The organism is Flavobacterium sp. HJSW_4 (assembly GCF_042436695.1).
Classification (GTDB): Bacteria; Bacteroidota; Bacteroidia; order Flavobacteriales; family Flavobacteriaceae; genus Flavobacterium.
Genome location: NZ_JBHNPP010000017.1, coordinates 46267 through 72899, shown reverse-complemented (window position 1 = coordinate 72899; position 26633 = coordinate 46267). Strand labels below are relative to the sequence as shown.

Below are 26633 nucleotides of genomic sequence, written 5' to 3'. Positions count from 1 at the left end.
GTGAATTTATTGGCAACCCGAAACTAAATCTTGTTTTTAATTTGAGCCACAAATAATATAAATACCATGAGAATACAATTCAACAAAATTATGGCTGGGCTTTTATTTTGCTTAGCTTTTAATCTTTCGCAAGCGCAACAAAAAAATGATTCTGAAAAATGCCGTTACACCAAAACTCCTCAAGGTTATCTGATGGTTCTTCGCGAAGGCGATGATGTTTTGGAGCAAATCGAAAAACTGGCTAAAGAACAAAATATTCCCTCAGCAAACTTTACTGGAATTGGTTTTGCACAAGACGCCACCTTCGGATTTTATGATTTCAGTCAAAAGAAATTTCATCCCAAAACTTTCAATAAAGTCGAAATGGGAAGCATAACAGGATCAATCGCTTGGAGCGGAGAAAAACCTTCTATACACATGCACGGCGTTGCAACCGATGACAAATTTGATGCTTACGGCGGTCATATTTTAGGTTTAAAAGTTGGTACTGGTTCTATGGAAATTTATATCACAGTAAATCCTGAAAAACTAGAAAGAAAAGTAGAACAACCGCTGAATGCGAATGTTTTACAATTGCCTTGTTTGAAATAAATTTTTACTCACGCAATTGTTAAATTTAAACACATAAAAACATAGTTTTAGAATGTGTGTAAAGGCGCTTCACTTGCATCAATACACATAGCGCTCAAGTGGTAAACTTTGTCCGCAAAACTATGTGTTAGAAACTAGTTTCTTTCTGCACCCTTTTAAAAGTAAAAAAATCTATGTTTCTATGTGTTAAAAAATTAGCGCAAGCAAGACAATAGAATTGTTTTTATTTTGAAAGATAAAACTTATATTGGCATTCCAAACTGATACTTCCAAAAAATGCCACAAAGTCCTTCTCCAGAAGATGTAAAACGAATTTTCGAAAATTATTTTACTGCCGATATGAACATCTGGAAAGGGTTTTCGGAGAAAATAAAAGTACGTGAATTTGATAAATCTGAAATCATAAAAGATTATCACGGCGTCGAAAAATATCTAAGTATCATCATTAAGGGATCGGCAGGATTATTTGTTTGGGATGGCAAAAGAGATATTTGCATCAATCTTCTTTACGAAAATAGTTTTATAAGCGATTATATGTCTTTTCTTAATCAGCAACCATCTGTCATTAAAAATGAAGCTTTAGAAGATTTAACGCTTTGGTCGATTTCACATCAAGATTTGAACGAATTGTACCAAAGATCTGAAACAGGTTTACGAATTGGAAAAGCCATTTCTGAAATGCTGTATGTTCGTAAACAAGAAGAACAAATTAATTTGTTAACGCTTTCTCCTCAAGAACGTTATTTAAAACTTATAGAAGGACGTCCAGAAATTTTTCAAAGAACACCTCTTAAAATCATTGCTTCTTATTTGGGATTAACGGCCGAAAGTTTAAGCCGAATTCGAAAAAGAATTATGGAAAAATGATTTCTTACCCAAAGTCAATTTTATTTTCATTTTTGCTCGCTAAGTTTGCTTCACTAAACCAAACAAATTTAAAACGATGAAAAATAAAATCAACTTTGGCGCTATTATAGTTTATTACGTAATTGCTGTAATCTGCAGATATGCAGCTACTAAAACTAATTTATTATCTTCAATAGAAAATCCGTATTTGGTAATTTTGCTTCGCGGCGTTGGTCCAGCTTTGGGCGCTTTGGCAGCGATAAAAATATTCTCTCTTAATAATCCAATGTCGTTAAAAGGAATCTATAAAAATGCAATTGTTCCGTTTGCCGTTTATTGGATTCTTCCAGCGGTTTTAATTGCAAGTGTTTATTATTTCACAATTGGTAAATTCCCAATTTTATTGATGTTTACGGTTCTAGTTTATGGACTTTTAGAAGAAATCGGATGGCGTGGATTTTTGCAAGAACAATTAAAATCGCTTCCTAAATTTACTTCAATTTTGATTATTGCGATTCTTTGGTTCGCGTGGCATTTAAACTTCGAAATGACAGCAAGCAATATGATTTTCTTCGGAATCATTTTCTTTGGAACGTGGGGAATCGGAAAAGTATATACTTCTACAGGATCTTTGTTAGCGGTTGCAGGAGTTCATTCTCTAAATAATTTCTTCCGTAACGGACTTCACGATACTGAACTTACTTTGATCATAATTTTGTTAGCAATCTGGGTTGGTTTTATTATTCTTTATAACAGAAAATATAAAACTGTAGCAAATCCAGCTTAACTATTTTTCTAAACACATAGAAACATAGTTTTAGATTGTGCGTAAAGGCGTTTCACTTGCAATATTTCACATAGTTTTCTCGGTGATAAACTTTGTCAAAGTTAGCTTCACGCAAAGCTATGTGTTAGAAACTAGTTTCTTTCTCTACTCTTTTTAAAGTGAAGAAAAATCTATGTCTCTATGTGTTTAAAAATTATTAAAAAAAAACGATTTTAATTTAATCGTTCTGTAGTTTCCATTCTTAAACAATGTTCACTTCCTAAATAAAGCGGATCTCCATGTTTCTCAGACCAAAATCCGTCTAAAACATCTTTTGTAATGCATCTGTAAACTACAACCCCTTTATAAGTTTTATTGTCATCGCCTTTGTAACTGAAATTAATTACCAAAATATTGTCTTTGAAAAACCCCGTTCCTTTTTGCTTATGCGAATTGATAACCCAATCTGCTTTAATTCGGTTATTTTGATCTAAAGTTAGAGTCAAAACACCTTTGTATGTAACCTCATTACTTTCGTCCTGGTTGCTTCCCGAAATAGAATAAGTGCCTACTAAATCTTGTATTGTCATTTATTTAACGCGCTATTTTTCTGCAAAAATAAAGATTATCTTTTAAATGAATTGCTTCTAATTTTTCCAACTGCAAGTAGCTTAATCCTTTAAAATAAAAGTTGAAATTTTGTTAATTTCTTATCGAATTAAGTAATACTATTCGAGATTTTATGATTAAATTGGTGGTATGAGAACAAATCCTGATGTGCTTATTATTGGTGGTGGCCTTGCTGGTCTTGCAAGCGCTATACACTTATCCAAAAAAGGATTGAAGGTAATTCTTATCGAAAAAAACACGTATCCAAAACATAAAGTTTGCGGAGAATATATCTCAAATGAAATCCTCCCCTATTTATTTTGGTTGGATATAGATGTTAGAGAACTTCACCCAACAAGCATTTCAAATTTTGAATTTACAGCTCAAAACGGCAAAACGGCAAAAACAAAACTTCCGCTTGGCGGTTTCGGAATCAGCCGTTATGAATTGGATCATTTTTTATTTGAAAAGGCAATCGAAAACGGATGCACAATTATAACCGAAAACGTCACTAATATTTCTTTTGAAAACAACATTTTCACAATAACTACTTCTGAAGAAATTCTTTCTGCTAAAATAGTTTTGGGCGCTTATGGCAAAAGATCAAATATTGATCAGGTTCTGTCGAGAGATTTTATTTCTAAAAAATCGCCGTGGCTTGCCGTAAAAGCACATTATAAAGGAAATTTTGACAAAAGTCTCGTCGGTTTGTACAATTTTCAAGGCGGTTATTGTGGCGTTTCTAAAGTTGAAAACGACGTTATAAACATTTGCTATTTAGCCGATTTTGAGACTTTTAAAAAGTATAAAAACATCGAAGAATATCAGAAATCAGTACTTTATAAAAACAAAAAACTGAAAGCCATTTTTGAAAATAGCACTTCCCTATTCGAAAAACCATTAACAATCAGTCAGATTTCATTCGATAAAAAAGAACCTGTAGAAAATCACGTTTTAATGATTGGAGACACCGCAGGATTGATTCATCCAATGTGTGGCAACGGAATGGCAATGGCAATTCATAGTGCCAAAATTGCTTCTGAATTAACTCTTGATTTTTATTATGGAAAGATTGAAACCAGAAATGAATTCGAACAAAAGTATCTAAAAGAATGGAAAAAGCATTTCAGCAAACGATTATACTTTGGAAGAATTTTAGCCATTGCTTTGACACATAAAAATTTAACTCACGCAATGACAACGGTTGCTGCATCGATTCCGGCATTACTTTCATTCATTATAAAACAAACGCACGGCCGACCAATAACAATTGAATAAATGAGTGTAAACACTAAATATAGAACTGAAGAAATAGAAATAATGGATGATTTTTCGCTTCAAAGCGAAGAATTGATTGGCGCGTTAGATCAAATTGCTTCAATTAACCAATTACTTGGCGGAAATAAACTGACGCTTCACGGCATAAAAGAGCTTTTAAAAAATACTGATACTTCCAAAACAATTACCGTTGCAGATATTGGTTGCGGAAATGGAGATATGTTGCGAATGCTTGCCAAATATGGAAAAAAGCAAAATTTGAATTTTAAATTAATTGGTATTGATGCCAATGCTTTTACAATTGATTATGCTAAAAAACTTTCTAAAGATTATCCAAATATAGAATATCTGTGCATGGATATTTTTAGTGAAGATTTTAATGAACTGAAATACGATATTATTTTGTGTACATTAACATTACATCATTTTACAACAGCACAAATTGACGAAATCATGAATGTTCTAAACAAAAATGCTTCGATTGGAATTGTAGTAAACGATCTACACAGAAGCAAACTTGCTTATCGATTATTTGAACTGATAAGTGTTGTTTTTAATCTCAATAGAATGTCGCGTAACGATGGTTTGATTTCTATTTTAAAAGGATTCAAAAAGAACGAATTGGAACATTTCTCCGAAAAACTAAATCTAAAAAACTATTCCATAAACTGGAAATGGGCGTTTCGTTACCAGTGGATAATTACTAAAATATGAGTGTAAAAATCATCACCGCTGTTAAGCAGCTTCCGCAATATTCTCGAACGACCGAAGAAATACTTCCGCTTTTAGACGTATGGCTTGAAGGTCAGGAAGAACGTTTTATTAAAAAAGTAAAAAAGATATTTGAAGGCGCTTCTGTAGATAAGCGCTATTCTATTATGGAACCTTCAGAGGTTTTTACCGCTACTTCATTCGAAGAAAAAAATGACATTTATAGCCGAGAAATGATTGTTCTCGGACATCAAGTTCTTGAAAAAGCATTAGAAAAAACAGGCTGGGATCCGCAGAGTTTGGATTATATTATTACCGTAAGCTGTACCGGAATTATGATTCCTTCGCTCGACGCTTATCTCATTAATAAAATGAAATTAAGACAAGATATTGTTCGCCTTCCCGTAACCGAAATGGGCTGTGCCGCAGGAATATCAGGAATTATTTATGCGAAGAATTTCTTAAAATCAAATCCAGGAAAACGTGCTGCGGTAATTGCTGTAGAATCGCCAACAGCTACTTTTCAGTTAGATGATTTTTCGATGCCAAATATTGTCAGTGCTGCTATTTTTGGAGATGGCGCTGCTTGCTGTTTATTGTCTTCAAAAGAAGAAGATGCAGGCCCAGAAATTCTAGATGAACAAATGTATCATTTTTATGATGCCGAGCACATGATGGGTTTTAAACTAACCAACGGCGGGCTACAAATGGTTCTCGATATTGAAGTTCCTGATACAATTGCTTCACATTTTGGCGATATTATTCATCCGTTTTTAAAACAGAATAATTTAGAAATTAAAGATATTGACCACATGATTTTTCATCCCGGAGGAAAAAAAATCGTAACAACTGTCGAATCTCTTTTCGGCGGATTGGAGAAAAATATTGATGACACGAAAGAAATTCTAAAACAATACGGAAATATGTCTAGCGTAACGGTTTTGTATGTTTTAGAAAACATTATGAACCGAAATCCGAAAAAAGGAGAAAAAGGTTTAATGTTGAGTTTTGGCCCTGGATTTTCGGCGCAAAGAGTTTTATTACAATGGTAATTTGAAAGCGTATGAAATTAACTGATATTATTGCTCAACTTCCTTACAGCGAACCTTTTTTATTTGTAGATGAATTGCTTCACGCGGATGAAAATGGCGTAACAGGAACGTATACCTTCAAAGAAAATCTTGACTTCTATAAAGGTCATTTTAAAGATAATCCTGTTACTCCAGGCGTTATTTTGACCGAAACAATGGCGCAGATTGGAATGGTTTGTTTGGGAATATTTTTGTTGGGAAATGAATTGGGAGAAAACACCGTAATCGCTTTTACTTCTGCTGATATGGAGTTTTTAAAACCTGTTTATCCGAATGAAAAAGTTACCGTAACTTCAGAGAAATTGTTCTTTCGTTTTGGAAAATTAAAATGTAATGCCGTCATGAAAAACGAAGCAGGACAAGAAGTTTGCCGAGGCGTTTTAGCAGGAATGATAACGAAAAAATTATGAAAAAACGAGTTGTAATAACCGGTTTAGGAGTTGCAGCGCCAAATGGTGTTGGAATTCCTGCGTTTACTCATGCGCTGCAAAACGGCATTTCGGGCATTCGTCATGATTCTCAGTTGGAAGAATTGCAATTTTCTTGTCAGATTGCGGGTCAACCTCAAATATCTGAAGAGTTGAAAGCGCAATATTTTACAGAACTCGAACTTCGCGGATTTAACAGTACGGGAATTTTATATGGCGTTATTGCTGGCTTGGAAGCTTGGAATAATGCAGGATTGCCAATTAATGAAACCCCAGATTGGGACAGCGGAATCATTTTCGGAGCTGGAACTTCTGGAATTGATAAATTTCGCGAAAGCATTTATAAAATCGATGAACTGCAAGTTCGAAGATTAGGAAGTACGGTTGTTGCTCAAACTATGAATAGCGGTGTTAGCGCTTTTCTAGGCGGTAAAATCGGATTAGGAAATCAGATCACTACGAATTCTTCTGCTTGTACAACGGGTACAGAAGCTATTTTAATGGCTTATGACCGAATTCAATCTGGTCAAGCAAAACGAATCTTGGCAGGGAGCACTTCAGACAGCGGTCCGTATATTTGGGGCGGATTTGATGCGCTTCGTGTTTGTGCTTCAAAATATAATGACAATCCCGAAGAAGGTTCAAGACCTATGAGTGCTTCTGCAGCAGGTTTTGTTCCTGGAAGCGGTGCCGGTGCTTTTGTTATTGAAGATTTGGAAAGTGCTTTAGAACGTAATGCTACTATTTATGCTGAAATTCTTGGCGGAAATGTCAATTCAGGCGGACAGCGAGATGGCGGAACTATGACGGCTCCAAATAGTATAGCCGTTCAAAGATGCATTAAAACTGCTGTAGAAAACGCAGGAATTAATTCGAATGAAATTGATGCGATAAACGGACATTTGACAGCAACAACAAAAGACAGTTTAGAAATTGAAAACTGGACAAAAGCTCTAGAAAGAAACGGTTCTGATTTTCCGTACATTAATTCGCTGAAAAGCTTAACTGGACATTGTCTAAGCGCTTCTGGAAGTATTGAAAGCGTTGCTACAATAGTACAACTTCACAAAGGATTTTTGTTTGGAAATAAAAATTGTGATGATCTTCATCCTGAAATTACTGCACTAATTGATCCGTCAAAAGTGCTTTTAGAAACTATTAAAATTAACCCCAAAATAATTGCAAAAGCCAGTTTTGGTTTTGGCGATGTAAACGCGTGCATATTATTTAAAAAATTCGAAAATTAAAATGGACAGACAAGAACTTACCGCAAGATTAAAAGTAATAATAAAGCCTTTCGTTGCGAACATGGAAGCTTATAACAATTTAACGGAAGAAACCGATTTTATCAAAGATTTGAATATAAACTCGGCTAATTTGGTTGATATTGTTCTTGATCTTGAAGAAAACTTTGATATCGTAATCGACAATGCCGATATGGAGCGAATGCTTGATGTAAAAACGGCTTTAGAAATCATCGAAACTAAACTTGCCCAAAAATGATTGGCAATGACATTATAGACCTTGCGCAGTCACGCATAGAAAGCAATTGGCAACGGAAAGGCTTTATTGAAAAGCTTTTTACGAATGAAGAACAATTGCTTATACAAAATCATGCCGAACCAGAAATCATGGTTTGGCTTTTATGGAGTATGAAAGAGGCTGCGTATAAAATCTATAATCGTCAAACGAAAATACGAGAATTCAGTCCGAAAAAGCTATCTTGTTGTTTAGATTCTTTGAATTCAAGAAATGCTTTAGGAAAAGTGATTTGTGATAAAAATATTTATCACACCAAAACTACATTATCTTCAGAAAGTATTTATACAGTTGCAGTTAGACATTTTGAGCATCTAAATAATGTTATTGACGTTGAAACCAAAGAAATTGTAAAAGATGAAAATGGAGTTCCGTTTTTAAAAACTTCAAATTCACTTCAGGCTATTTCTATAAGTCATCACGGACGATTTGAAAAACGTGTAACTCTAAGACAATAATTAATTTTATTAGTTCTTTAGCAGAAATTCTCTCAAAACAACAGCATGATTTATTTCATGATCTTTTGCACCAAATAGCAAAGTTAAAGGCTGTTTCTCTGCTATTTTTCTTAATCTTTCTACATCTTCATTTTTCAGTTTTAATTCTTCAATATATAATTTAGAGAATTCTTCAAAATGCTCTTTTTTATGATCGAACCAAATACGTAATTTAGGAGAAGGCGCAATTTCTTTATCCCATTCATCCATTTTCAAATCGACTTTTTTTATTCCGCGTGGCCATAAACGATCTATCAGAACGCGATAAGTTCCATCACTTTCTTTAGAATCGTAAACTCTTTTAATATTGATTGTTTTCATTTTTTACTTCATTTCCTTCAAAATACTTTCTGCTATTCTAGCGTAATCATCGTTGAAATGATGTGAACCAGGAATTTCCATTGTTTTTATACCTGCTTCTGCAAAACGTTTTCGGGTTTCTTGATCTTCTTCACTCCCAAAAAAACAAACCGGATTATAGGCTTTGATTTTCTTGATTTCTGCAATAACATCATAGTTATCATTTGAACTTTCCAAACTCAACATATCGGCAATATGAATTTCAAAATCAGCTTTTACATCTGGCGATAACGAATAAACTCCTTTTAGTTTTTCTTTTAAAGTTTCTGAAAAATTAGCCACCGCAAACGGAACGACAGAAGCTCCAAACGAATAACCAACCAGAATAAACGATTTTTTATTCCATTGCTGTAAATAATGTTCGACAGCTTTTGAAATGGAAATCGAAGTTTCTGATGGCGTTTTAGCATTCCAAAAATATTTCTGAGCGTCGAGTCCAATAACTGCGATTCCTTTCTCTGCAAAAGCTTCTCCAACAGATTGGTCAAAACTTGTCCATCCACCATCGCCTGAAATCACAAAAGCCATAGGAAGATTTTCGTCTTTATTTTTTGTCGGAATTAAAGTTAAAGGCATATCAAACGGAAGCGGTGCCAAATGCTGTTCTTTCAATAACGAATTTTGCTCTGATTTTTGTTTCGCATAATTCGGCGTGTTCAGAATTTCCTTGTAAGCTTCTATAAATTGCGGCAACCAGTTTTTTGTAACCGAAAATCCATGCCCTACTTTCTGAAGCGTAATTAGCTTTCCAAGCTTGAGTCCGTCCATATATTTTTTGGTATCCGCATAATTGCAAACCTGATCTGTCGTTCCTTGCAATACAATAAAAGGTGCTGTGAGTTTTTCTGTTTTTTCCAAATAAAACGCTTTTCCCGCTTTTAAAACATGAGAAGTCAGTCCAGAACCATCACATAAAGTTCTATCTGTTTCTATATCTGGACAAAATCCTAAAGCAATTGCTCCGCTAAAAGTATTGGCAGGAGCTTGAGCCAACATGCCGTAAACCAGTGTAGCACCAGAAGAATATCCCACCAATATGGGTTTAAAATATTCTTTTAGTTTAAATTTCTTTTGTAAAATCAAGCTCAGTTCTTCAAAATCTCCAGCTGGATAATAGCATTTCGATTTTTCTTTTTTAATACTTTTAAAATAATGCTGAATATCAATACCAGCCACCAAGGCGCCTTGATCGACAATATTTTTAGCCATATCCACTACTCCACTATTCCAACCTCCGTCTCCAGAAATGAATAATACAACTGCATTTGGCGTTGTCTTTGGTTTGTAAATGGTGACTTTTCCAAATGAACCTACTTTTATTGTGTCTGCGCTTGAAGCAAAAACACTATTAGAAAAAACAAAAAGAAAAATTAGTGCTATTTTATTCATCATAATTCTTTTAATATTAAATTAAAAACTACGTTTTTTTGCCTAACATTATAACTGAAAGTGCTGTAAAATAGATATAAAGATTTAGCAGAAAAAGCCTTTGCCATAATCCTTTATAAAGAGAAATAAAATTATTCTGATCTGAAGAAAAACGAAATGTAAATAATATCGTTGTGATAAGTCCGAAAATAAAAACCGCCCAAGAGAAATTGTAAAATTGAGATTTTCTTTGTGTTATAACAGCTTTACGCAAAATTAAAGGAAGCAATAATGCCGCAATAACACCAATTCCTCCAGCCGAACTATGCATCATAAAAGAATCGGTCATTTTTCCGTCGATTTTATCTGCTTTAAATAAACCAGAGCCAATTCCTTCTCCTAAACCGTAAAGTATAATTAATAGAGAACCTAATTTTACGTTTTTAGAATTGTCATTAAAAGCCTTTTTAAACATAACTCCGAACCAGATAAATACAATTCCGATACAAATCCACCAAATTGAAATTATATCTGAAACCGGGCTAATACTGGCTCCTAAAGAACTCATTGTATTCTTGAACTGATTATATCCTGGATAATAATTTCCTAGTACAAACACGACAATCAAATCAGAAATACAGGTCAAAATACAAAGTATTGCCGCTATTTTTATCCAATATAATTGTCTTGTTTTCATACTGAAATACATTAAGGTTTTACCACTTTATTGAGCACAATTGGGGCTTGAAGCAAATCGTAATCGTGAGAATACACCAAATATTTGTTGTGCCAATCGGGAGAAAATTTTTCCTTAAAATCACGCAAGCCTTTATAATGTGAAAAGAATTTGATTCTTTCGTAAGCAAACTTCATTGATTTTTCTGGAAAAGTATTCGCCTCTTCCATTCCGCTCATGGCCGCCAATCCGAGGTTGACAGATTTACAACCTTGTGCTTTTAAATGCGTAAAAAGTTCAATAAGAATAAAATCCATGATGCCGTTTGGAGCGTCGTTGGTTTTACGAATTAAATCGTAAGTTCCTTCATTTTCAGCATAATCAGGAATTATATTTAAGAAAGCAACAACTTTTTCTTCAGCATTGTCAACTGTAATAATTGTTTGTTGTTTGAGTTCTTCCCAATCAAATCTTCCTTGCGAAAAAATGAGCTCGTTTCTGCCTGTACTATCGAGCCATTCATCACTTACGGCTTTTATTTTTTGAAGCACACCATCTTTTATTGGCGGAGCATAAATAGTAGTTTTAAAACCTTTTTCTTTGACTTTGCTTAGCGCATTTCGCAACGATTTTTTCGCACCACCTTCTAATGTAAACGATGCTAAATCGACAATTCCTTCTTGACCAATAAACAAGTTCTTTTTTTGTAGTGAAGTAAACAAATCTAAATTTTCTTCAGAAACGCGATAATAGATACTTCTCAATCCGTTTTCGTAGCAATACGCATCAAATTCTATTATACAATTTTTCATTTCTTCAGCCGATTCTGCAACTGGATTTTCTAATACAACCGCAAAATTATCTGCAACTCGATATGCTAAAAAAGCTTTCTGATTTTCTGCAATAAAAATAGTCTTGTCATCATACGTTTTAAAATAATCTAAAGAAGACGAACCGTATTGTTTCAGAATAGCATTCGCTGCAACGAAATCATCTTCAACGGCTTCTTTTTTAATTGTATACGGACGAATCAGTGCATAAACCAGAAAGCCTAAAGATAAAAATCCGCAGATGTTTATGGATAAAAGAAAACGTCTCGCAAAATGATCTAAAGGCACTAAATCTGAACTTCCGATCAAAAAGTAATTCTGCAAAGTATATTTTATCGACTGAAGCCAATTGAAATCAATATTAAAATGTTTTTTGTCTAAGAAATAAAAACCTAAAATTCCGTAGACTAAAACGGCTGAAATACTAATCAAAACTGTTTTTAAGCCTAAACTCTGCAAGTGCGAATTGCTTTTTATATAATATTCTTTTCGAGTTACAATTAAACTAATTAGAACAATAAAGGCAATTACAGCTTCCTCATAATCAATTGCTTTGGTAAGATGTCCAATAACCGAAATACCTGTTAGAAAAACTGAAAACCACCAAGCAGTTCGTAATCCTTTGAGCATAAATGCGGCGTTAACGAGCATGAATAATCCAGCAGTTATCACAAAATAATTGGATACTTTAATGGCCGAAATCGGAATTACATTTTCTAAAACATGCAAACGTTCTGAAATCGCTGGCGTTAAAACAGAAATAATATTGATTAATCCTAAAATAAAAATCAGGAAAGACGGAATTATACGCATTAATAGCTTGTTAGCGCTAAACAGAAATAATGCGGCTCCAGCCAAAAGCGGAATCCAGAATTCAAAAAATCGATATAAAAAAGTGATGGCTATGGCATTAACATTCTGAAAACCAAATTGTATCAATATAAAACTCATTGATATTTCTATCGCTCCGAGTCCGCGAAGAAAAGGCGAAACAATCAAGAATATAACCGAAATAATATAGCCCATTATTGCCGCGGTTAAGGATGGCGCAAATCCTAAAGCAATCATGGCTACGTATAAATGTGCTATTCCGACAAATTCAATAATGGTCGAATAAAGAATAACAACCAGAAATTTATTTTTTATGATTCTGTTATTTCTCAAATCCTCCATAAATACCTCGGCAGAAGGAAAAAATCGAATTATAGCATTATAAATAAATCCTTTTTTTAAAACCGAAACATAAACGAAGTATAACAGAATACTTAATCCTGCAACGGCCGCAAACGCGTACCATTCGCCAGAACCCGTAGTGCCTTGAAAAAAGGAATAAATTAAAGCTGGAATTGCGACAATAATTACAGAGAGAATTCCAACAAAACCATAAACGATTGAGGCAAAATGAATTTGAGTTGCTTTTACGCCTTTCTTTTCAATAGGTTTTGTGAAAAATGCTAAAGAAGAAATTCCGCCCGCAGGCAGGAAAACACTAACAAAATTTCGTTTTAAAAAGAGAATCACAGCATCTTTAAATGCAATTTTACTTTGCACCGCCTGGAAAGAAGCGTAATACATTAAGGCTTGCAGAGTGATGTAAATTACAGCTAAAAGAACACCGCACAAAACCCAAAGACTATTTGCGTCGGCAATGACATTTTTGACTTCTTTTAGTTCCGAATTTTCATGTTTGATAAACCATATTCCGATACCGAGAAAGAAAATGGTAAAGATAGATTGTCTAATTATTTTATCATTTTCACGTATAAAAGAGATTCCTTTTTTCTCTTTAAAAAAACCAAGAAATCGGTTAGAAATGGAGTGTACTTTCATATTTATATTATAGAATAATTTTGGCAATGAAAATAAATGTCTTGAGTTCTATAAATTTACAATAATTATCTATTACTTATAAGTTTACATAGATATATTTTAAACAACTACAGAACCAATTATTAAGAAGATTCTTTATATTTGAATTGAATTATATTCTGATTTTAATTCATTAACAACCTAAAATCTATGAGGAGACTTTTTGCAAAATCTGTATTGTTTTTACTATTCTTAGCCTTATTTTCCTGCGAAAACAAAAAATCTAAACCAGAAGCAAAACCTGTATACAAAGCCGGTGTAATTTTATCTTTTGACGATGCCTATGTTGATGAATGGTCTGAAGCCGATCAAGCTTTACGAAAATATGATTGGAAAGCTACTTTTAATGTTTGCCGAATAGATTCTATTGGAGCTCCTGAAATTAAAACATTGCTAGAAATGCAAAAGTATGGCCATGAGATAGCTGGACACGGTTATCATCATTATAATGCTGTGAAGTTTACCCAAAAGTATAATGTCAAAGAATATTTGAAACAGGAAATAGATCCGATGATTATTTCCATGAAGAAAAAAGGATTCAACGTTACTTCGTTTGCTTATCCTTATGGTGAAAGATCAGATTCATTAGATCAAGCCTTGTCTCCTTTGTTTAAAATTATTAGAGGCAGAGCTTTTGGTGGTGAAATTCCAGAAAAACAAGACAGTTATTTTAATAATTCTAAGATTGTTTTTGCTTTTGATATTGATAATAGCCACATACATTTCAGTATTCCGTATGTGTTAGAATTACTAGACTATGCTAAAAAGAATAATAAAATTCTGCTTCTATGCGGTCATAAACCAGTGAAAGACATTACCGAAAATTATCAGGTAAAAATCGAAACATTAGAGTTTATCTGCAAATACATGAAACTGAATGATCTTAAATTCTATAAACTTTCGGATTTGGATAATTTGGTTCCGCCAAAGCTTTAATCTTCCTAGATTTTATGTATTTATATCGGAACTTATTCAGTAAAAAATTGCAATTAATTAATACTTTATAAGTACTTTTAATGCATCAATATTACTTTGCATAATGATTATTAAGAAAAAAGACAATTGGTTTAAAATGCTCTTTGAGTGGAAGGGTTCTGTTTTACCCCAATTGCTTCCGCGACTGTTTCTACTCTTTTTGTTTTCCTTTTTAATTGTCTATTACAAATCTTTTCTTCTCGAGTATAATCTTCATATCAATCCAGCAATTTTTACTTTGTTTGGAATTGCACTTGCGATATTTCTTGGCTTTCGAAATAATGTAAGCTACGACCGTTTTTGGGAAGGAAGAAAACTTTGGGGCGCTTTGTTAAACGATACCAGATCGCTTGCCAGACAAAGCATTACGCTTTTAAATACAAAAGAAAACAAATCGGGAAGTCAGAACTTTATCAATTTATTGATTGCTCTTGTTTATGCTTTAAAACATCAATTGCGAAATACCGATGCTACTGAAGATTTTAATCGTCTGCTTCCTCAAGATTTTAAAGAACAGCTGAAAGACGTTCACTATAAGCCAATTATCATTTTAAGAGAATTAGGTTTATGGGTAAAAAAAGCAAAAGAAGAAGGCAAAATTGACGGAATGGCGCAATTGGCATTCGAAGAAAACTTAAATAAAATTTCGGATATTATTGGCGGATGCGAAAGAATTGCCAGTACTCCTATTCCATACACTTACAGCGTTTTATTGCATAGAACAGTTTATATTTATTGCTTCATACTTCCGTTTGGATTTGTAGAAACATTAGGATGGATCACGCCTTTTGCAATTGTTTTTATTGCTTATACTTTTGTAGCCTTAGAAGCTATTGCAGATGAGTTAGAAGAGCCTTTTGGCGTTCAACCGAATGATCTAGCTTTAGATGCCATGTCTTTGATGATTGAAAATACACTTTTAGAATTAAACGATCAGAAGACGATTGAAAAGAAAACTTCTAACCAATATTATATTACCTAATTCACTTCAAAAACGATGAATAAAGTATTATTAGTCGAAGACGATCCGAGAGTTGCTTCTTTTATTACAAGAGGACTTGAAGAACAATTGTATCAGGTAAAGAATGTCAGCAAAGGTTTTGATGCCATTAATGAAGTAATGGAAAACTCTTATGACATTATCATTCTTGATATTATGCTTTCTGATATTTCTGGTTTTGAAGTTTGTGAAGTTTTAAGAAATCGAAAAATAATTGTTCCGATTCTTATTTTAAGTGCGCTAGATACTCCACAAGAAAAAGTAAGAGGATTAAAAGCAGGAGCCGATGATTATTTGGCAAAACCTTTTCTGTTTGAAGAACTTTTGGCACGAATTAATGCACAGCTTCGTCGTACCGAATTTAGTTCAGGCGTTTTAGATTTTCAGTCGTATGCTGGAATCAAAATCAATATGAAAGAACAAAGCGCTAGCAGAGACGGCAAAGAATTGAATCTTTCTTCTCGAGAATTAAAGCTTTTGATCTTTTTTATGAAAAACAGAGAAACTGCTTTGTCTCGAATTGCCATTGCAGAAGCCGTTTGGGATATGGATCTCGATATGAGCATCAATACGGTTGATGTTTACATTAATTATTTAAGAAACAAAGTCGACAAGAATTTTCCTTTTCCGCTTATACACACCATAAAAGGTACTGGATATATGCTTAAAGATAAATCTCATGAATCTTAAAAGTAAACTTGCCAGAAACTCTACTTTGTTGTTTGCCTTTATTTTAGGCCTTGTTCTTATTGGATCTTTTTTTCTTTTTAAAAGCCATAGAAAAGATTTGTATTATGAAAAGCTAGAAGACAACGCTTTAATTACTGCTTTTTTCTATTTTGAAAAAGACGAAATTAGAAAAATCGACAGTGTCAGCTATAAAGACATAGAAACGCAATTCAACAAAATTGCCAATCAATCTATTAGGATTTACAATGCCAAAACAAAGAAATTGTATTTGAGCGATGATGTTCCCGTTGTATTAAGCGAACGAAAATTAAACGCTATTTCTAAGGATCGAATTCTGCATTTTACAATAGACCAAAGGCAATTTAGTGGTTTGTACTATAAAGACAATCAGGGAGATTTTATTATTGTAGTTTCTGGAGTTGATGATGTTGGAATTCAGCAGCTAGAAATGCTTGCCCTTGTGTTTTCTATTTTTTATCTGGCAGGAATTGCGTTAAATTATCTTTTGGGAAGATTTTTAGCGAGACAAACTTTCAGACCTTTTGCAGATGTTATTTCGAAAGTAAATACCATTACAACAGAAAACCTTCATTCAAGACTTGAGATGCCTGCTGCAAGCGGAAAAGATGAAATAAAAGAGCTGATTACCACTTTTAATTATCTTTTAGAAAGACTTGAAAGCGGTGTTGCCATACAACGAAACTTTCTTAAAAATGCTTCTCACGAACTAAAAACGCCTCTTACTTTTATTATTGGCGATATCGATGTTTCGTTACAACAGCCTAGAACCAACGAACAATATCAGGAAGTTTTAAAATCACTTCGAAAAGATACTTTCCATTTAAAATCGACTTTAGACGGATTACTTATTTTGTCTGGCTTAGAACTTTCAGAGCCAGATCAAATGGAGACTATTAGAATTGATGAAATTCTGTGGAATATTCTCGAAAAGAAAAACATCGAATATCCAGAAGTAAAAGTTGCACTTAATTTGGATGCCATTGTCAATAATGAAGATTTATTGTCTGTAAATGCTAACAAACACCTACTTTTTATTGCTTTGTATAATATTATAGACAATGCGATTAAATTCTCTTTTCCCTCTCAGGTTAATGTTGTCGCGCATGAACAACAAGGAAAACTTCTTTTAAAAATAATAGACCAAGGTTCTGGAATTGCGGAAAAAGACATTGAATCTATTTTCGATTTATTTTTTAGAAGTGATCGTACAAGACATATTCAAGGCCAAGGATTGGGACTTTTTATTACGATGCAGATTCTTAAGCGTCATAATATTACTTTAACTGTTGAATCTGAACTTGAAAAAGGCACTGTTTTCTCTCTCCTATTTCCGTAATTTTTAAAACAAAAATCAAACACTTTTCTTAATCTAAGAAACTGTTTTTTGCCAATTGGTAACATTTACATAATAATCTAATCTATCTCTAATCTTGTTCAAATCTACCTCTAATGCCTTATTTTATGGGATCTGAGAGAAAGTACTTGATTTTAAAGCGATAGCTGTTTTTTCATTAAATAACAACTTCGTTATCTTAAATTAACAAAGAATTGTTTTTTGATTTTTCGTTAACATAAGCCTTAAATCGAATCAAAACTAAGAGAGTTTATTTGTCGTGAATAAAAACTAATAAACAACATGACAAAACTAAAACTCTTTTTTTCGGCTTTAATGCTCCTTACCGCAGGAAGCATTTTTGCCCAGATTACAACTTCATCGTTGTCTGCAAAGGTCAATGATGGAACTGCTGCAGTTATAGGTGCAGAAGTTACTTTAACCCATTTACCTACAAATGCAGTTTACAGAGCGACAACAGACAAAGCTGGTCGTTTTAGCTTCGAAAACTTAAATGCTGGCGGTCCTTACGAATTAGAAATAAAAGGCGGCGACACCAAAGATTATTCAAATGCAAATATTTATTTAAATCTTGGCGATAATGATTTACCGACAATTGTAGTTGGAAAAGCAGATAATAATGTATTGGAAGAAGTCGTAATTACAGGTTCTAAGCCTTCTTCTAAAAACAATGGCACAAGTATTAATGAAAAACAAGTAAACGCGCTTCCTTTAATCAATAGAGGAATTCAAGATGTTACCAAACTTGTTCCTCAAAGTTCTAACAACTCTTTTGCTGGTACGAATTTTAGATACAACAATGTTACAATTGACGGTTCTATTAATAATGATGCTATCGGATTTAGTCCGTCTTTAGGAGGACAATCTGGAACTTCTGGAATGCCAGGAAGCAGCACGCGTTCGAATTCTATCAGTTTAGATGCAATTCAAGATATTCAAGTTTACATTGCTCCTTACGATATTAAATTAGGAAACTTTTTAGGAGGAAGCGTAAATGCTGTAACAAGAAGCGGAACAAATACAGTGAGCGGATCTATTTACAGCTATGGAAGAAGTGCAGCTATAACAGGTCCAAACAATGCTGGTGATGGTTCTAAAATGCCAAGTTCTTTCGGAGATTATCAAGTAGGTTTTAGATTAGGATTGCCAATTATTAAAGACAAATTGTTCTTCTTTACTAATATGGAATACGCAGAAAGAACAGATCCTGTTTTTTATAATGCTGGTGCAACAGATGCTAACGGAAAATTGACTTCTTTAGTTGATAATGCTACGGCAGAACAGATTTCGCAATTCGTAAAATCAAACTACGGATTTGATCCAGGGACTTACGGCTCTTATAATAACTTTTCTAAAAGTCAGAAGTTCTTCAATAAAATCGATTGGAAAATCAATGAGAAAAACTCGCTTTCGTTAAGAAACAATACGGTTATTTCTCAAGCAACAAACTTAGAGCGCGATGCTGCAAACTTTAGATTTGCAAGTATGGATTTTACTCAGAAAAACCAAGCGATCAGTACAGTCTTAGAGTTAAAGACACACTTTAATAGCCAATGGTCAAACTCCTTCATTGCAAGCTACTCAGCAATCAAAGATTATCGTGATCCTAAATCAAATAATTTCATGTTTCCTCAAACAGAAATTGGTTACAATGGAGGAACTATTTTCTTAGGAAACGATCGTGAGGCAACTGTTTTCAACATGAAGCAAAATACAACTGAAATTACAGACAACCTTACCTATAAAACAGGAAATCATACTTTATTATTTGGTACTCACAATGAGTTTTACGACATCAACTATGGTTTTGTAAATGCGCTTAACGGAAGAGTTTCATACAAATCTCTTGCAGATTTCTACAATAAACTTCCTACTCGTGTTCGTGGAACTTATCCTTTTGATGGTTCTACTAGAGACGAAATCTTCAATAATCCGTACGCTAAATTCAAAATAAACATGTATAGCGCTTACGTTCAGGACGAAATTAGAATTGGAGACAAATTAAAAGTTGTTCCAGGTGTTCGTATCGATTATACAGATTTACCCAATAAACCAAAATTAAGCGAGCAAGTTCAAAACTCTCCTGAAGATCCAAACTACGGAACAACGTATACTTATACTCCGTTAAATCAAATTAAAAACAACTTCTTTAGTTCGGCATTAGTTTCTCCTAGAATTGGATTTACTTATAACGTAGACGAAGACAAAACATTTGTTATTAGAGGTGGATCTGGAGTATTTACAGGAAGAGTTCCGTTTGCTTGGTTAGGTTACGCATACTACAATGATGGTGTTGGATACGGAAGTTATGACAAAAACAATTTAACTGCTGCTCAAGTTGCAGCTGCAGGAGATCCTTTAGCAACTGGCGGACTTAACGGTTATCACGATGCTACGCCAAAAGTTCAAGCAGATTTAGTTGACAATAAATTTAAAATGCCAGCAGTTTTAAGAAACTCATTGGCTTTTGACAAAACAATTGACGGATACAAATTTACTCTTGAAGGTATGTACACAAAAGTAATTCGTGACTTAGAATTCCAACAAGTAAATAAGACAGACAATCCAACTTATTTTTCTTATGATACGAAACACGAAATGCCAATTTATGCTGCAAACATAAACTCAGCTTTCTCAAATGCTTATTTGTTATCAAACACAAACAAAGGATACCGTTACAGTATTACAGAAATGATTTCTAAAACTTACGATTTCGGTTTCAACTTTATGGTGGCTTATACTTACGGAGATTCTCGTGATATCACAAACGGAATTCGTAACTCTATGGAAAGTAACTTCCAGATGAATCAATCTTTGACTCCAAATAATCCGCAATTGGCAACTTCTAACTTTAACATCAAACATAGAATTGTTTCTAATGTTGGTTATGGAGTAAAATTAGCTCCAAACAATACATTTTCTGCTAACGTTTATTTCAATGCACAATCAGGAAATCCGTTTTCTTGGGGATTTGTTAACTCAACAATTGCAGGAACTGGACAAGCAGCAGGTTTAGCTTATATCTTTAAAGACGCGGCAGAAGCAGCGAAATATATTGGAGTGAATGCTGCAGGAGTTCCTTCTGCAACAGCAGCACAACAAGTAGCAGATTATGAAGCGTTCATTAACGGAAATGATTATTTAAAAAGCCGTAGAGGAACATTCACACAAAGAAATGGTGATACAACTCCATGGAACATTCAAGCAGATTTAAAATTAATGGATGAAATTCAGGTTACTAAAGTAGGAACTTTCCAAATTTCATTCAGCATGGCAAATATCGGAAACCTTATCAACAAAGATTGGGGAAGAAGTTATTTCGTTCCAAACACTTACAATTCAACAGCAAGTCTTGGTTTAACAAAATCTGGAAACTTAGGAGGAACTGCAACAGGCGATCCTACTTATACTTTCCAAAAACCAACTACTTCACCTTATACTGTAGATCAATTAGCTTCTAGATTCCAAGGACAGCTTGGCGTAAGATATTCGTTCTAAAAATTGTGTTTTTTTTATTTTTGATTATCTCCCCGTTTCTACTTTAGGAAACTGGGAGATTTTCCTTTTTATAATCTGATGAAATTTCAAAAACAGCATTATCTAACATTTTTGAAAAAGACTGTGAAACTTATTTTGCTTTTCTGTTTCCTTCTAAAATAGAAATAAGTATATTTATTTAACACTAACTAAACCAAATCGTTATTGCTGTTTTAATTCAACAGTAAATAAAAAATAAATCAAACCAACCAAAACCTATGAAAAGAAAATCCATAGTTATTGCGTTACATTTTCTTGCTTTAACCGCTTTTGCACAAGAAAATTTTCCGTACAAAAATCCAAATCTTCCAACCGAACAGCGTGTTAATGATTTAGTTTCCAGAATGTCATTAGATGAAAAAATCAATCAATTAATGGATTCAGCACCGGCAATTGATCGCTTAGGAGTTCCCGAATACAATTGGTGGAACGAATCGCTGCATGGCGTTGCACGTGCAGGTTATGCTACTGTTTTTCCGCAATCTATTTCAATTGCTTCTTCTTGGGATCGCCAATTAGTTTTGGATGTTGCCAATGTAATTTCTGATGAAGCGCGTGCCAAACATCATGAATATTTAAGAAGAGGACAGCACGGAATTTATCAAGGATTAACATTCTGGTCGCCAAATATCAATATTTTTCGTGATCCTCGTTGGGGTCGCGGACATGAAACCTACGGAGAAGATCCGTTTCTTACTGGCCAGTTGGGACTTAATTATGTGAAAGGACTTCAAGGCACAAATGACAAATACTTAAAAGTTGTGGCAACCGCCAAACATTATGCAGTGCATTCTGGTCCAGAACCGTCTCGCCATTATTTTGATGCAAATACAAGCGATGTCGATTTATACGAAACCTATCTTCCAGCTTTTAGAACTTTAGTCAAAGAAGGTCACGTTTACTCAATTATGGGCGCTTACAATCGTTTTAGAGGAGAATCGGCTAGTGCGAGTCCGTTTCTTTTTAATATTCTTCGAAATGACTGGGGATTTAACGGCTACATCGTTTCAGATTGCGGTGCAGTAACCGATATCTGGGAATATCATAAAATTACCAAAGATGCCGCAAGTGCCTCTGCATTAGCTGTTAAAAATGGTTTGGATTTGGAATGCGGAAGCAGTTTTAAATCATTAAAAGAAGCTGTAGAAAACAAATTAATTACGGAAGCAGATATTGATATCGCAGTAAAACGTTTATTTACAGCAAGATTTAAATTAGGAATGTTCGATCCAGACGAGATCGTTCCTTTCGCTCAAATTCCTTATTCTGACAATAATAATGCAGCACACGATTACCTTGCTCGAATAGCTTCGCAAAAAAGTATTGTTCTTTTGAAAAACCAAAACAATACATTGCCTCTTTCTAAGGATATAAAAACAGTTGCCGTAATTGGTCCGAACGCTGATGATGTTCAATCTTTATGGGGAAATTACAACGGTTTTCCTAGCAATCCAATTACAGTTTTAAAAGGAATTCAAAACAAATTGGAACCAAGTGCAAAAGTTTTATATGCGCAAGGAACTGATTTAGCCAAAGGAGTTCCAGCTATGAAAATTATTCCGTCTATTTATTTTCAAAATGAAAACGGAACGCAAGGTTTAATTGGAGAATATTATGATAATCGCGAATGGAATGGAAAACCTCTTTTTACTCGTGTAGATGATAATGTTGATTTTCATTGGGATATTGACACTCCAGATCCTCGTTTGAAAATGGGTAATTATAGCGTAAAATGGACTGGTTATTTGACAGTTCCTAAATCGGGAACTTATAACATTTCTGAATGGTCAAAACCATTTATGACGGTTCAAATTGAAAACGGAAAAGCTTCAGGCGGTAAAAACGATCACCATCCGCGTTTTCGTCCACAAAAAATTGATTTAGTAGCGGGAAAGAAATATAAAATAGAAATCAAATACCAAAATTATTATGGTGATGCCATTGCGCAATTACTTTGGGCAGAGCCGCAAGAAGACTTAGTTCAAGAAGCAGTACAAACTGCGAATCAAGCCGATGCTGTAATTTTGGTTTTAGGACTAAATGAACGTTTAGAAGGTGAAGAAATGAAAGTCGAAGCTGATGGTTTCAACGGTGGTGACCGAACTAGCTTAAATCTTCCAGCTAATCAAGAAGAATTGATGAAAGCGGTTAAAGCTACTGGAAAACCTGTAATATTGGTTTTAATTAACGGAAGCGCGCTTTCTATCAATTGGGCAAATGATAATATTCCTGCAATACTTACAGCTGGCTATCCAGGTCAGCAAGGCGGAAATGCTATAGCAGATGTTCTTTTTGGAGATTATAATCCCGCGGGAAGACTTCCTGTTACGTATTATAAATCTGTAGATCAGCTTCCTAAATTTGAAAATTATGATATGGAAGGCAGAACGTACCGTTATTTCCATAAAACGCCTTTGTATCCTTTTGGATTTGGTTTGAGTTATACCAATTTCAAATATTCTAATTTAAAGCTCCCAAAAACTTTAAATTCTGAAACCGATTTTAAAGTTTCTGTTGACGTAACCAACACAGGAGATCGCGACGGCGATGAGGTTGCCGAATTGTACATAAAAGATGAAAAAGCTTCTACTCCACGCCCAATCTGTCAATTAGAAGGTTTTGAGCGAATTCATCTTAAAAAAGGAGAAACAAAAACCGTTACTTTTACCATTACGCCAAGACAGCTTTCTATGATCAATAAAAAAAACCAGCGCGTTGTAGAGCCGGGCTGGTTTACCATTTTCGTTGGAGGAAAACAGCCAGACGGATCTAATGACATTCAAAGCGGAAGAATCAACTTTACAGGAAAGACTATAGCATTAGAAAAATAATCTTTATCAAAGTTGATTAAAAAAAACGAGCGCCAAATATTTTTGACGCTCTTTTTTTTATTTTAAAACATCGTATTTTCATCATTAGGATTAAAACTTCCTTTATCTGGATATTTAATGCTATCCTTTAGTTCTTCTACCCTTTTCGGATCAAACTTAGGCAATTGCAATTCGTTATTTTCTTTCCATTTTTTAACTATTTTAGAAACTTCTTCTGCTTTTTCATTAGAAACTGGAATATCTCTAGTCATGTAAAGTGTCTGCGAAGGATAAGCCAGAGAGGTTCCGCTTTTTTCTATAATATCCAACATTCGCAACAAAAGATCTTCTTGCACTTCTTGTGATGTTTCAAAATTAATAGCTTCAATATAAGACGTAATTTCAACTTTTAAAGCATCGGCTGTTATACCTGTAAAACGCACAATTGGTGGCGAATTTAGAACCGCAGGATGTGCATAAAGCAAAGATCGAAGTTCTACAAGCAAATAACGCATCTGATCGGGAGTTGTTTCCATTCTAAAACCAAAAATCGGATTGAATATAAATCGGTCGCGATGTGCATAATTTTCGATTTTACTAGCAGAAAGCTGACCATTCGGAATAGTTACAATACTACGAGCTGCGGTACGAAGTGTTGTCGAACGCATTCCGATAGATTCTACAGTTCCTTTTATGTCATCAATTCGGCAGTAATCGCCAACACGAAGCGGCTGATCGGCAATAAGGCTCACACTTCCCACAAAATTTTCTATTGTTTTTTGTGCTCCTAGAGCCAATGCAATCCCCCCTATTCCCAGAGCTGCAAGCCCAGCAGTTACATCAACTCCAATAATTCCTAATATGGCAATAATTCCGATAACGACAATTGCGGCTTTCATCGTACGACTTAAAAACAATACCGCAGATACTGCAGAAGCACGTCCGCGATTAGTCATTCTGCTTCTTGTAAACATGCTCACAAAATCGGTCATTCGCCAAAGCAGGATTAAAAAAGCTACAATTCCGATTGTGATTATTATGATGCTAAATCGCTGTCTAACAATTATCGAAATCCCCATTTTCTGTGTAAGGGCCACAAATAAAATTACCGTCAGATACATCTGAACGGGAAGCGTAAAAGCATCTATAACTGCATTACCTTTTTCGCTATCTGCTTTCTTCCAAATTTTTTGAAGCAGGAAAATAAAAACAAAGATTATCAGTCTAGAAAGCAAATATGTAACTACCGCCATCACAACTACCACTGCCCAATGTCCAATGGGAACATTTCCTAACTTTCTTTCTTTTAAGGCTTTTGGCAATACCCGATCTAAAAAAGTTTTTTCAACACTAACATCAGCTCCAAGAATTGCTTCTATCGTTTCCGCAGAAAAAAGCCATAAAGCCGGCTGACTATCATCGGATTGATTTTCTAGATAAAGTTGTATGTTTATTTTGTCTGTAGAAATATTTCCAACCAAATCTACACCAGTTGCCAAATTATCATCAATACGTCCTAATTCTTTATTGCTAAGAATTGATGAAGGAGAAAAATTTCCTCCCTGATCTAATAACTGCTGAAAAATTTTGGCTATTCGAATTCTTTCTGATGTTTTGCGATACGAACGTTTACTAAGCATAAAATACTGGCTCGCACGCAGATAATTCTGATCGCCAATTGCTTTGATGAAACCGTTGACAGTTCCTTGCGGTGTTCTTCTTCCTAATGAATCATCTGGAACTTTTTCAGGTTCTTCAGTAGCAGTTTTTGCTCCACCTAAAAGCTGTGCTTCTAGTTTGCAAGGAGTTATCATTACTACTAAAATCAAGAGTAAAAAAGAGAATAAACGTTTAGTACCTAAAATCATATTTTTTTGCTTTAGTAACTTAGACTATTAAAAATAAGAAATATCAAAGAAAAACAACTTGTTTGCGGTGGCTTTTTTTAATTTTCTATGCAAAAGCCTTCACTAGATTTCATAAGGGCGATTTTGGAACTCTTAATAAATTCTATTAATCCAAATTGATTTAATTTTTCAATCCAACCTTTTATTTCTTCATCTGTTCCTATAGCTTCTAAGATTGTATATTCTTTTTGAATCTCTGAAATTTTGAAATTATTTTCACGAAATAAACTTTCCATTTTCGTGTCATTCATAAATGTAGCTGTTGGAATTTTAAACAATATAATCTGTCTGGAAACAATTTCTTCATTTGAAGAATAATAACATTTAAAAACCTCTATAATTTTCTCTATCTGTGCTGCTAAATTTATGACTGTATCCAGTCTTTCATTTACTACAATCGTATGTCTGTACATTTTATCAATTTCGCAAATAGACATATTAAGGCTTAAAATTGCTATTTGTTTTCTTATAAACATTGAGCTCAGTTTAGTGATTAATCTTAATTGGTCTTCTGAATAAATGGTAAGAGTAAATTCGTTTTTCATTGTTTAATTTTTATTGATGCTTTTTTAGGTAAGTGAGGAAATAAAAAAGCCTTTCACATTTAGACTGAGAAAGGCTTTTTTGAATAGACAATAGAATCCTGACTCGTCATGTGATACGAATAATGATAATTGAAATAATAATGCTATTCTGAATTGAATTTTTCATAATTGCTGTAAACAAAAAAACCTCCCGTTGCGGGGAGGTTTTCTAAATTGTATTTTTACTTATTTATATAACATCCCTTCACTACTATCGAATGATAATAATGATAATAATTGCAGCGATGTTAATGATGTTTTTCATTTGTTTGATCTGATGCGCAAATATATTGATA

At 34.0% G+C, this 26633-nt stretch carries 23 protein-coding genes; 16 read left to right on the top strand and 7 right to left on the bottom strand.

Features of this window, described 5'->3' with window-relative positions:
• Positions 1 to 66: 66 nt before the first annotated feature.
• The 3 genes from ACE01P_RS16175 (at position 67) to ACE01P_RS16165 (ending at position 2224) form a co-directional block, all read left to right on the top strand.
• Positions 67 to 591 carry a PPC domain-containing DNA-binding protein gene (locus ACE01P_RS16175; protein ID WP_379699816.1) on the top strand — a complete coding sequence of 175 codons (525 nt, stop codon included), beginning with the start codon at positions 67 to 69 and terminating at the stop codon, positions 589 to 591.
• A gap of 276 nt (positions 592 to 867) precedes the next feature.
• The gene (locus tag ACE01P_RS16170) at positions 868 to 1458 is read left to right on the top strand and encodes a Crp/Fnr family transcriptional regulator (RefSeq protein WP_379699813.1); all 591 of its coding nucleotides are present in this window, start codon (positions 868 to 870) and stop codon (positions 1456 to 1458) included.
• Between the two features lie 76 nt (positions 1459 to 1534).
• Complete coding sequence (locus tag ACE01P_RS16165; RefSeq protein WP_379699811.1) at positions 1535 to 2224, top strand: CPBP family intramembrane glutamic endopeptidase; 690 nt, start codon at positions 1535 to 1537, stop codon at positions 2222 to 2224.
• Between the two features lie 212 nt (positions 2225 to 2436).
• Here ACE01P_RS16165 and ACE01P_RS16160 read toward each other — a convergent pair whose 3' ends face one another.
• Positions 2437 to 2793, bottom strand: coding sequence for a hypothetical protein (locus ACE01P_RS16160; protein WP_379699808.1), 357 nt, complete (start codon positions 2791 to 2793; stop codon positions 2437 to 2439).
• Between the two features lie 169 nt (positions 2794 to 2962).
• Between ACE01P_RS16160 and ACE01P_RS16155 the strand changes: the two genes are divergently transcribed.
• From ACE01P_RS16155 to ACE01P_RS16125, 7 genes are read left to right on the top strand one after another with little or no spacing between them, the layout of a single operon-like run.
• Positions 2963 to 4090 carry an NAD(P)/FAD-dependent oxidoreductase gene (locus ACE01P_RS16155; protein WP_379699805.1) on the top strand — a complete coding sequence of 376 codons (1128 nt, stop codon included), beginning with the start codon at positions 2963 to 2965 and terminating at the stop codon, positions 4088 to 4090.
• Complete coding sequence (locus ACE01P_RS16150) at positions 4091 to 4804, top strand: methyltransferase domain-containing protein (RefSeq protein ID WP_379699803.1); 714 nt, start codon at positions 4091 to 4093, stop codon at positions 4802 to 4804. It abuts the gene before it with no gap.
• Complete coding sequence (locus ACE01P_RS16145) at positions 4801 to 5853, top strand: type III polyketide synthase (protein WP_379699800.1); 1053 nt, start codon at positions 4801 to 4803, stop codon at positions 5851 to 5853. Before ACE01P_RS16150 ends, ACE01P_RS16145 begins: the two co-directional genes overlap by 4 nt.
• 11 nt (positions 5854 to 5864) lie before the next feature.
• Positions 5865 to 6302, top strand: a complete 438-nt coding sequence (locus tag ACE01P_RS16140) for a 3-hydroxyacyl-ACP dehydratase FabZ family protein (protein ID WP_379699797.1) — start codon at positions 5865 to 5867, stop codon at positions 6300 to 6302.
• The gene (locus ACE01P_RS16135; RefSeq protein WP_379699794.1) at positions 6299 to 7567 is read left to right on the top strand and encodes a beta-ketoacyl-[acyl-carrier-protein] synthase family protein; all 1269 of its coding nucleotides are present in this window, start codon (positions 6299 to 6301) and stop codon (positions 7565 to 7567) included. Before ACE01P_RS16140 ends, ACE01P_RS16135 begins: the two co-directional genes overlap by 4 nt.
• A gap of 1 nt (position 7568) precedes the next feature.
• Positions 7569 to 7823, top strand: coding sequence for an acyl carrier protein (locus tag ACE01P_RS16130; RefSeq protein ID WP_379699791.1), 255 nt, complete (start codon positions 7569 to 7571; stop codon positions 7821 to 7823).
• Positions 7820 to 8317 (top strand): 4'-phosphopantetheinyl transferase superfamily protein, encoded by a 498-nt coding sequence (locus ACE01P_RS16125; protein WP_379699788.1) that lies wholly within the window; start codon positions 7820 to 7822, stop codon positions 8315 to 8317. Before ACE01P_RS16130 ends, ACE01P_RS16125 begins: the two co-directional genes overlap by 4 nt.
• Before the next feature lie 9 nt (positions 8318 to 8326).
• On the opposite strand, the gene ACE01P_RS16120 is transcribed toward ACE01P_RS16125, so the two are convergent.
• Genes ACE01P_RS16120 through mprF form a run of 4 tightly spaced genes read right to left on the bottom strand, consistent with a single transcriptional unit; the run spans position 8327 to position 13420 of the window.
• Entirely contained in the window at positions 8327 to 8677 is a 351-nt protein-coding gene (locus tag ACE01P_RS16120; protein ID WP_379699785.1) for a DUF488 domain-containing protein, read from the bottom strand.
• A gap of 3 nt (positions 8678 to 8680) precedes the next feature.
• A complete protein-coding gene (locus tag ACE01P_RS16115; RefSeq protein WP_379699782.1) occupies positions 8681 to 10108 on the bottom strand; it encodes an AcvB/VirJ family lysyl-phosphatidylglycerol hydrolase in 1428 nt (475 codons plus the stop codon).
• Positions 10109 to 10133: 25 nt separating this feature from the next.
• The gene (locus ACE01P_RS16110) at positions 10134 to 10781 is read right to left on the bottom strand and encodes a DUF998 domain-containing protein (protein WP_379699778.1); all 648 of its coding nucleotides are present in this window, start codon (positions 10779 to 10781) and stop codon (positions 10134 to 10136) included.
• A gap of 11 nt (positions 10782 to 10792) precedes the next feature.
• A complete protein-coding gene (mprF, locus tag ACE01P_RS16105) occupies positions 10793 to 13420 on the bottom strand; it encodes a bifunctional lysylphosphatidylglycerol flippase/synthetase MprF (RefSeq protein ID WP_379699775.1) in 2628 nt (875 codons plus the stop codon).
• A gap of 189 nt (positions 13421 to 13609) precedes the next feature.
• Between mprF and ACE01P_RS16100 the strand changes: the two genes are divergently transcribed.
• The 6 genes from ACE01P_RS16100 to ACE01P_RS16075 all read left to right on the top strand — a co-directional run bounded on the left by ACE01P_RS16100 (position 13610) and on the right by ACE01P_RS16075 (position 23867).
• Complete coding sequence (locus ACE01P_RS16100; protein WP_379699772.1) at positions 13610 to 14395, top strand: polysaccharide deacetylase family protein; 786 nt, start codon at positions 13610 to 13612, stop codon at positions 14393 to 14395.
• A gap of 103 nt (positions 14396 to 14498) precedes the next feature.
• Positions 14499 to 15416: a bestrophin family protein gene (locus tag ACE01P_RS16095; protein WP_379699769.1), complete on the top strand. Its 918-nt coding sequence runs from the start codon at positions 14499 to 14501 to the stop codon at positions 15414 to 15416.
• Positions 15417 to 15431: 15 nt separating this feature from the next.
• Positions 15432 to 16124: a response regulator transcription factor gene (locus ACE01P_RS16090; protein ID WP_379699767.1), complete on the top strand. Its 693-nt coding sequence runs from the start codon at positions 15432 to 15434 to the stop codon at positions 16122 to 16124.
• Positions 16114 to 17481 carry an ATP-binding protein gene (locus ACE01P_RS16085; protein WP_379699764.1) on the top strand — a complete coding sequence of 456 codons (1368 nt, stop codon included), beginning with the start codon at positions 16114 to 16116 and terminating at the stop codon, positions 17479 to 17481. Before ACE01P_RS16090 ends, ACE01P_RS16085 begins: the two co-directional genes overlap by 11 nt.
• Positions 17482 to 17781: 300 nt before the next feature.
• Entirely contained in the window at positions 17782 to 20997 is a 3216-nt protein-coding gene (locus ACE01P_RS16080; RefSeq protein WP_379699761.1) for a TonB-dependent receptor domain-containing protein, read from the top strand.
• A gap of 257 nt (positions 20998 to 21254) precedes the next feature.
• Positions 21255 to 23867 (top strand): glycoside hydrolase family 3 C-terminal domain-containing protein, encoded by a 2613-nt coding sequence (locus ACE01P_RS16075; protein ID WP_379699759.1) that lies wholly within the window; start codon positions 21255 to 21257, stop codon positions 23865 to 23867.
• Positions 23868 to 23929: 62 nt separating this feature from the next.
• Here the strand turns inward: ACE01P_RS16075 and ACE01P_RS16070 are convergent, their stop codons facing one another.
• Positions 23930 to 25714, bottom strand: coding sequence for a mechanosensitive ion channel family protein (locus tag ACE01P_RS16070; RefSeq protein WP_379699756.1), 1785 nt, complete (start codon positions 25712 to 25714; stop codon positions 23930 to 23932).
• Between the two features lie 77 nt (positions 25715 to 25791).
• Positions 25792 to 26298 carry an acetolactate synthase small subunit gene (gene ilvN, locus ACE01P_RS16065; protein ID WP_379699753.1) on the bottom strand — a complete coding sequence of 169 codons (507 nt, stop codon included), beginning with the start codon at positions 26296 to 26298 and terminating at the stop codon, positions 25792 to 25794.
• Between the last annotated feature and the right edge of the window lie 335 nt (positions 26299 to 26633).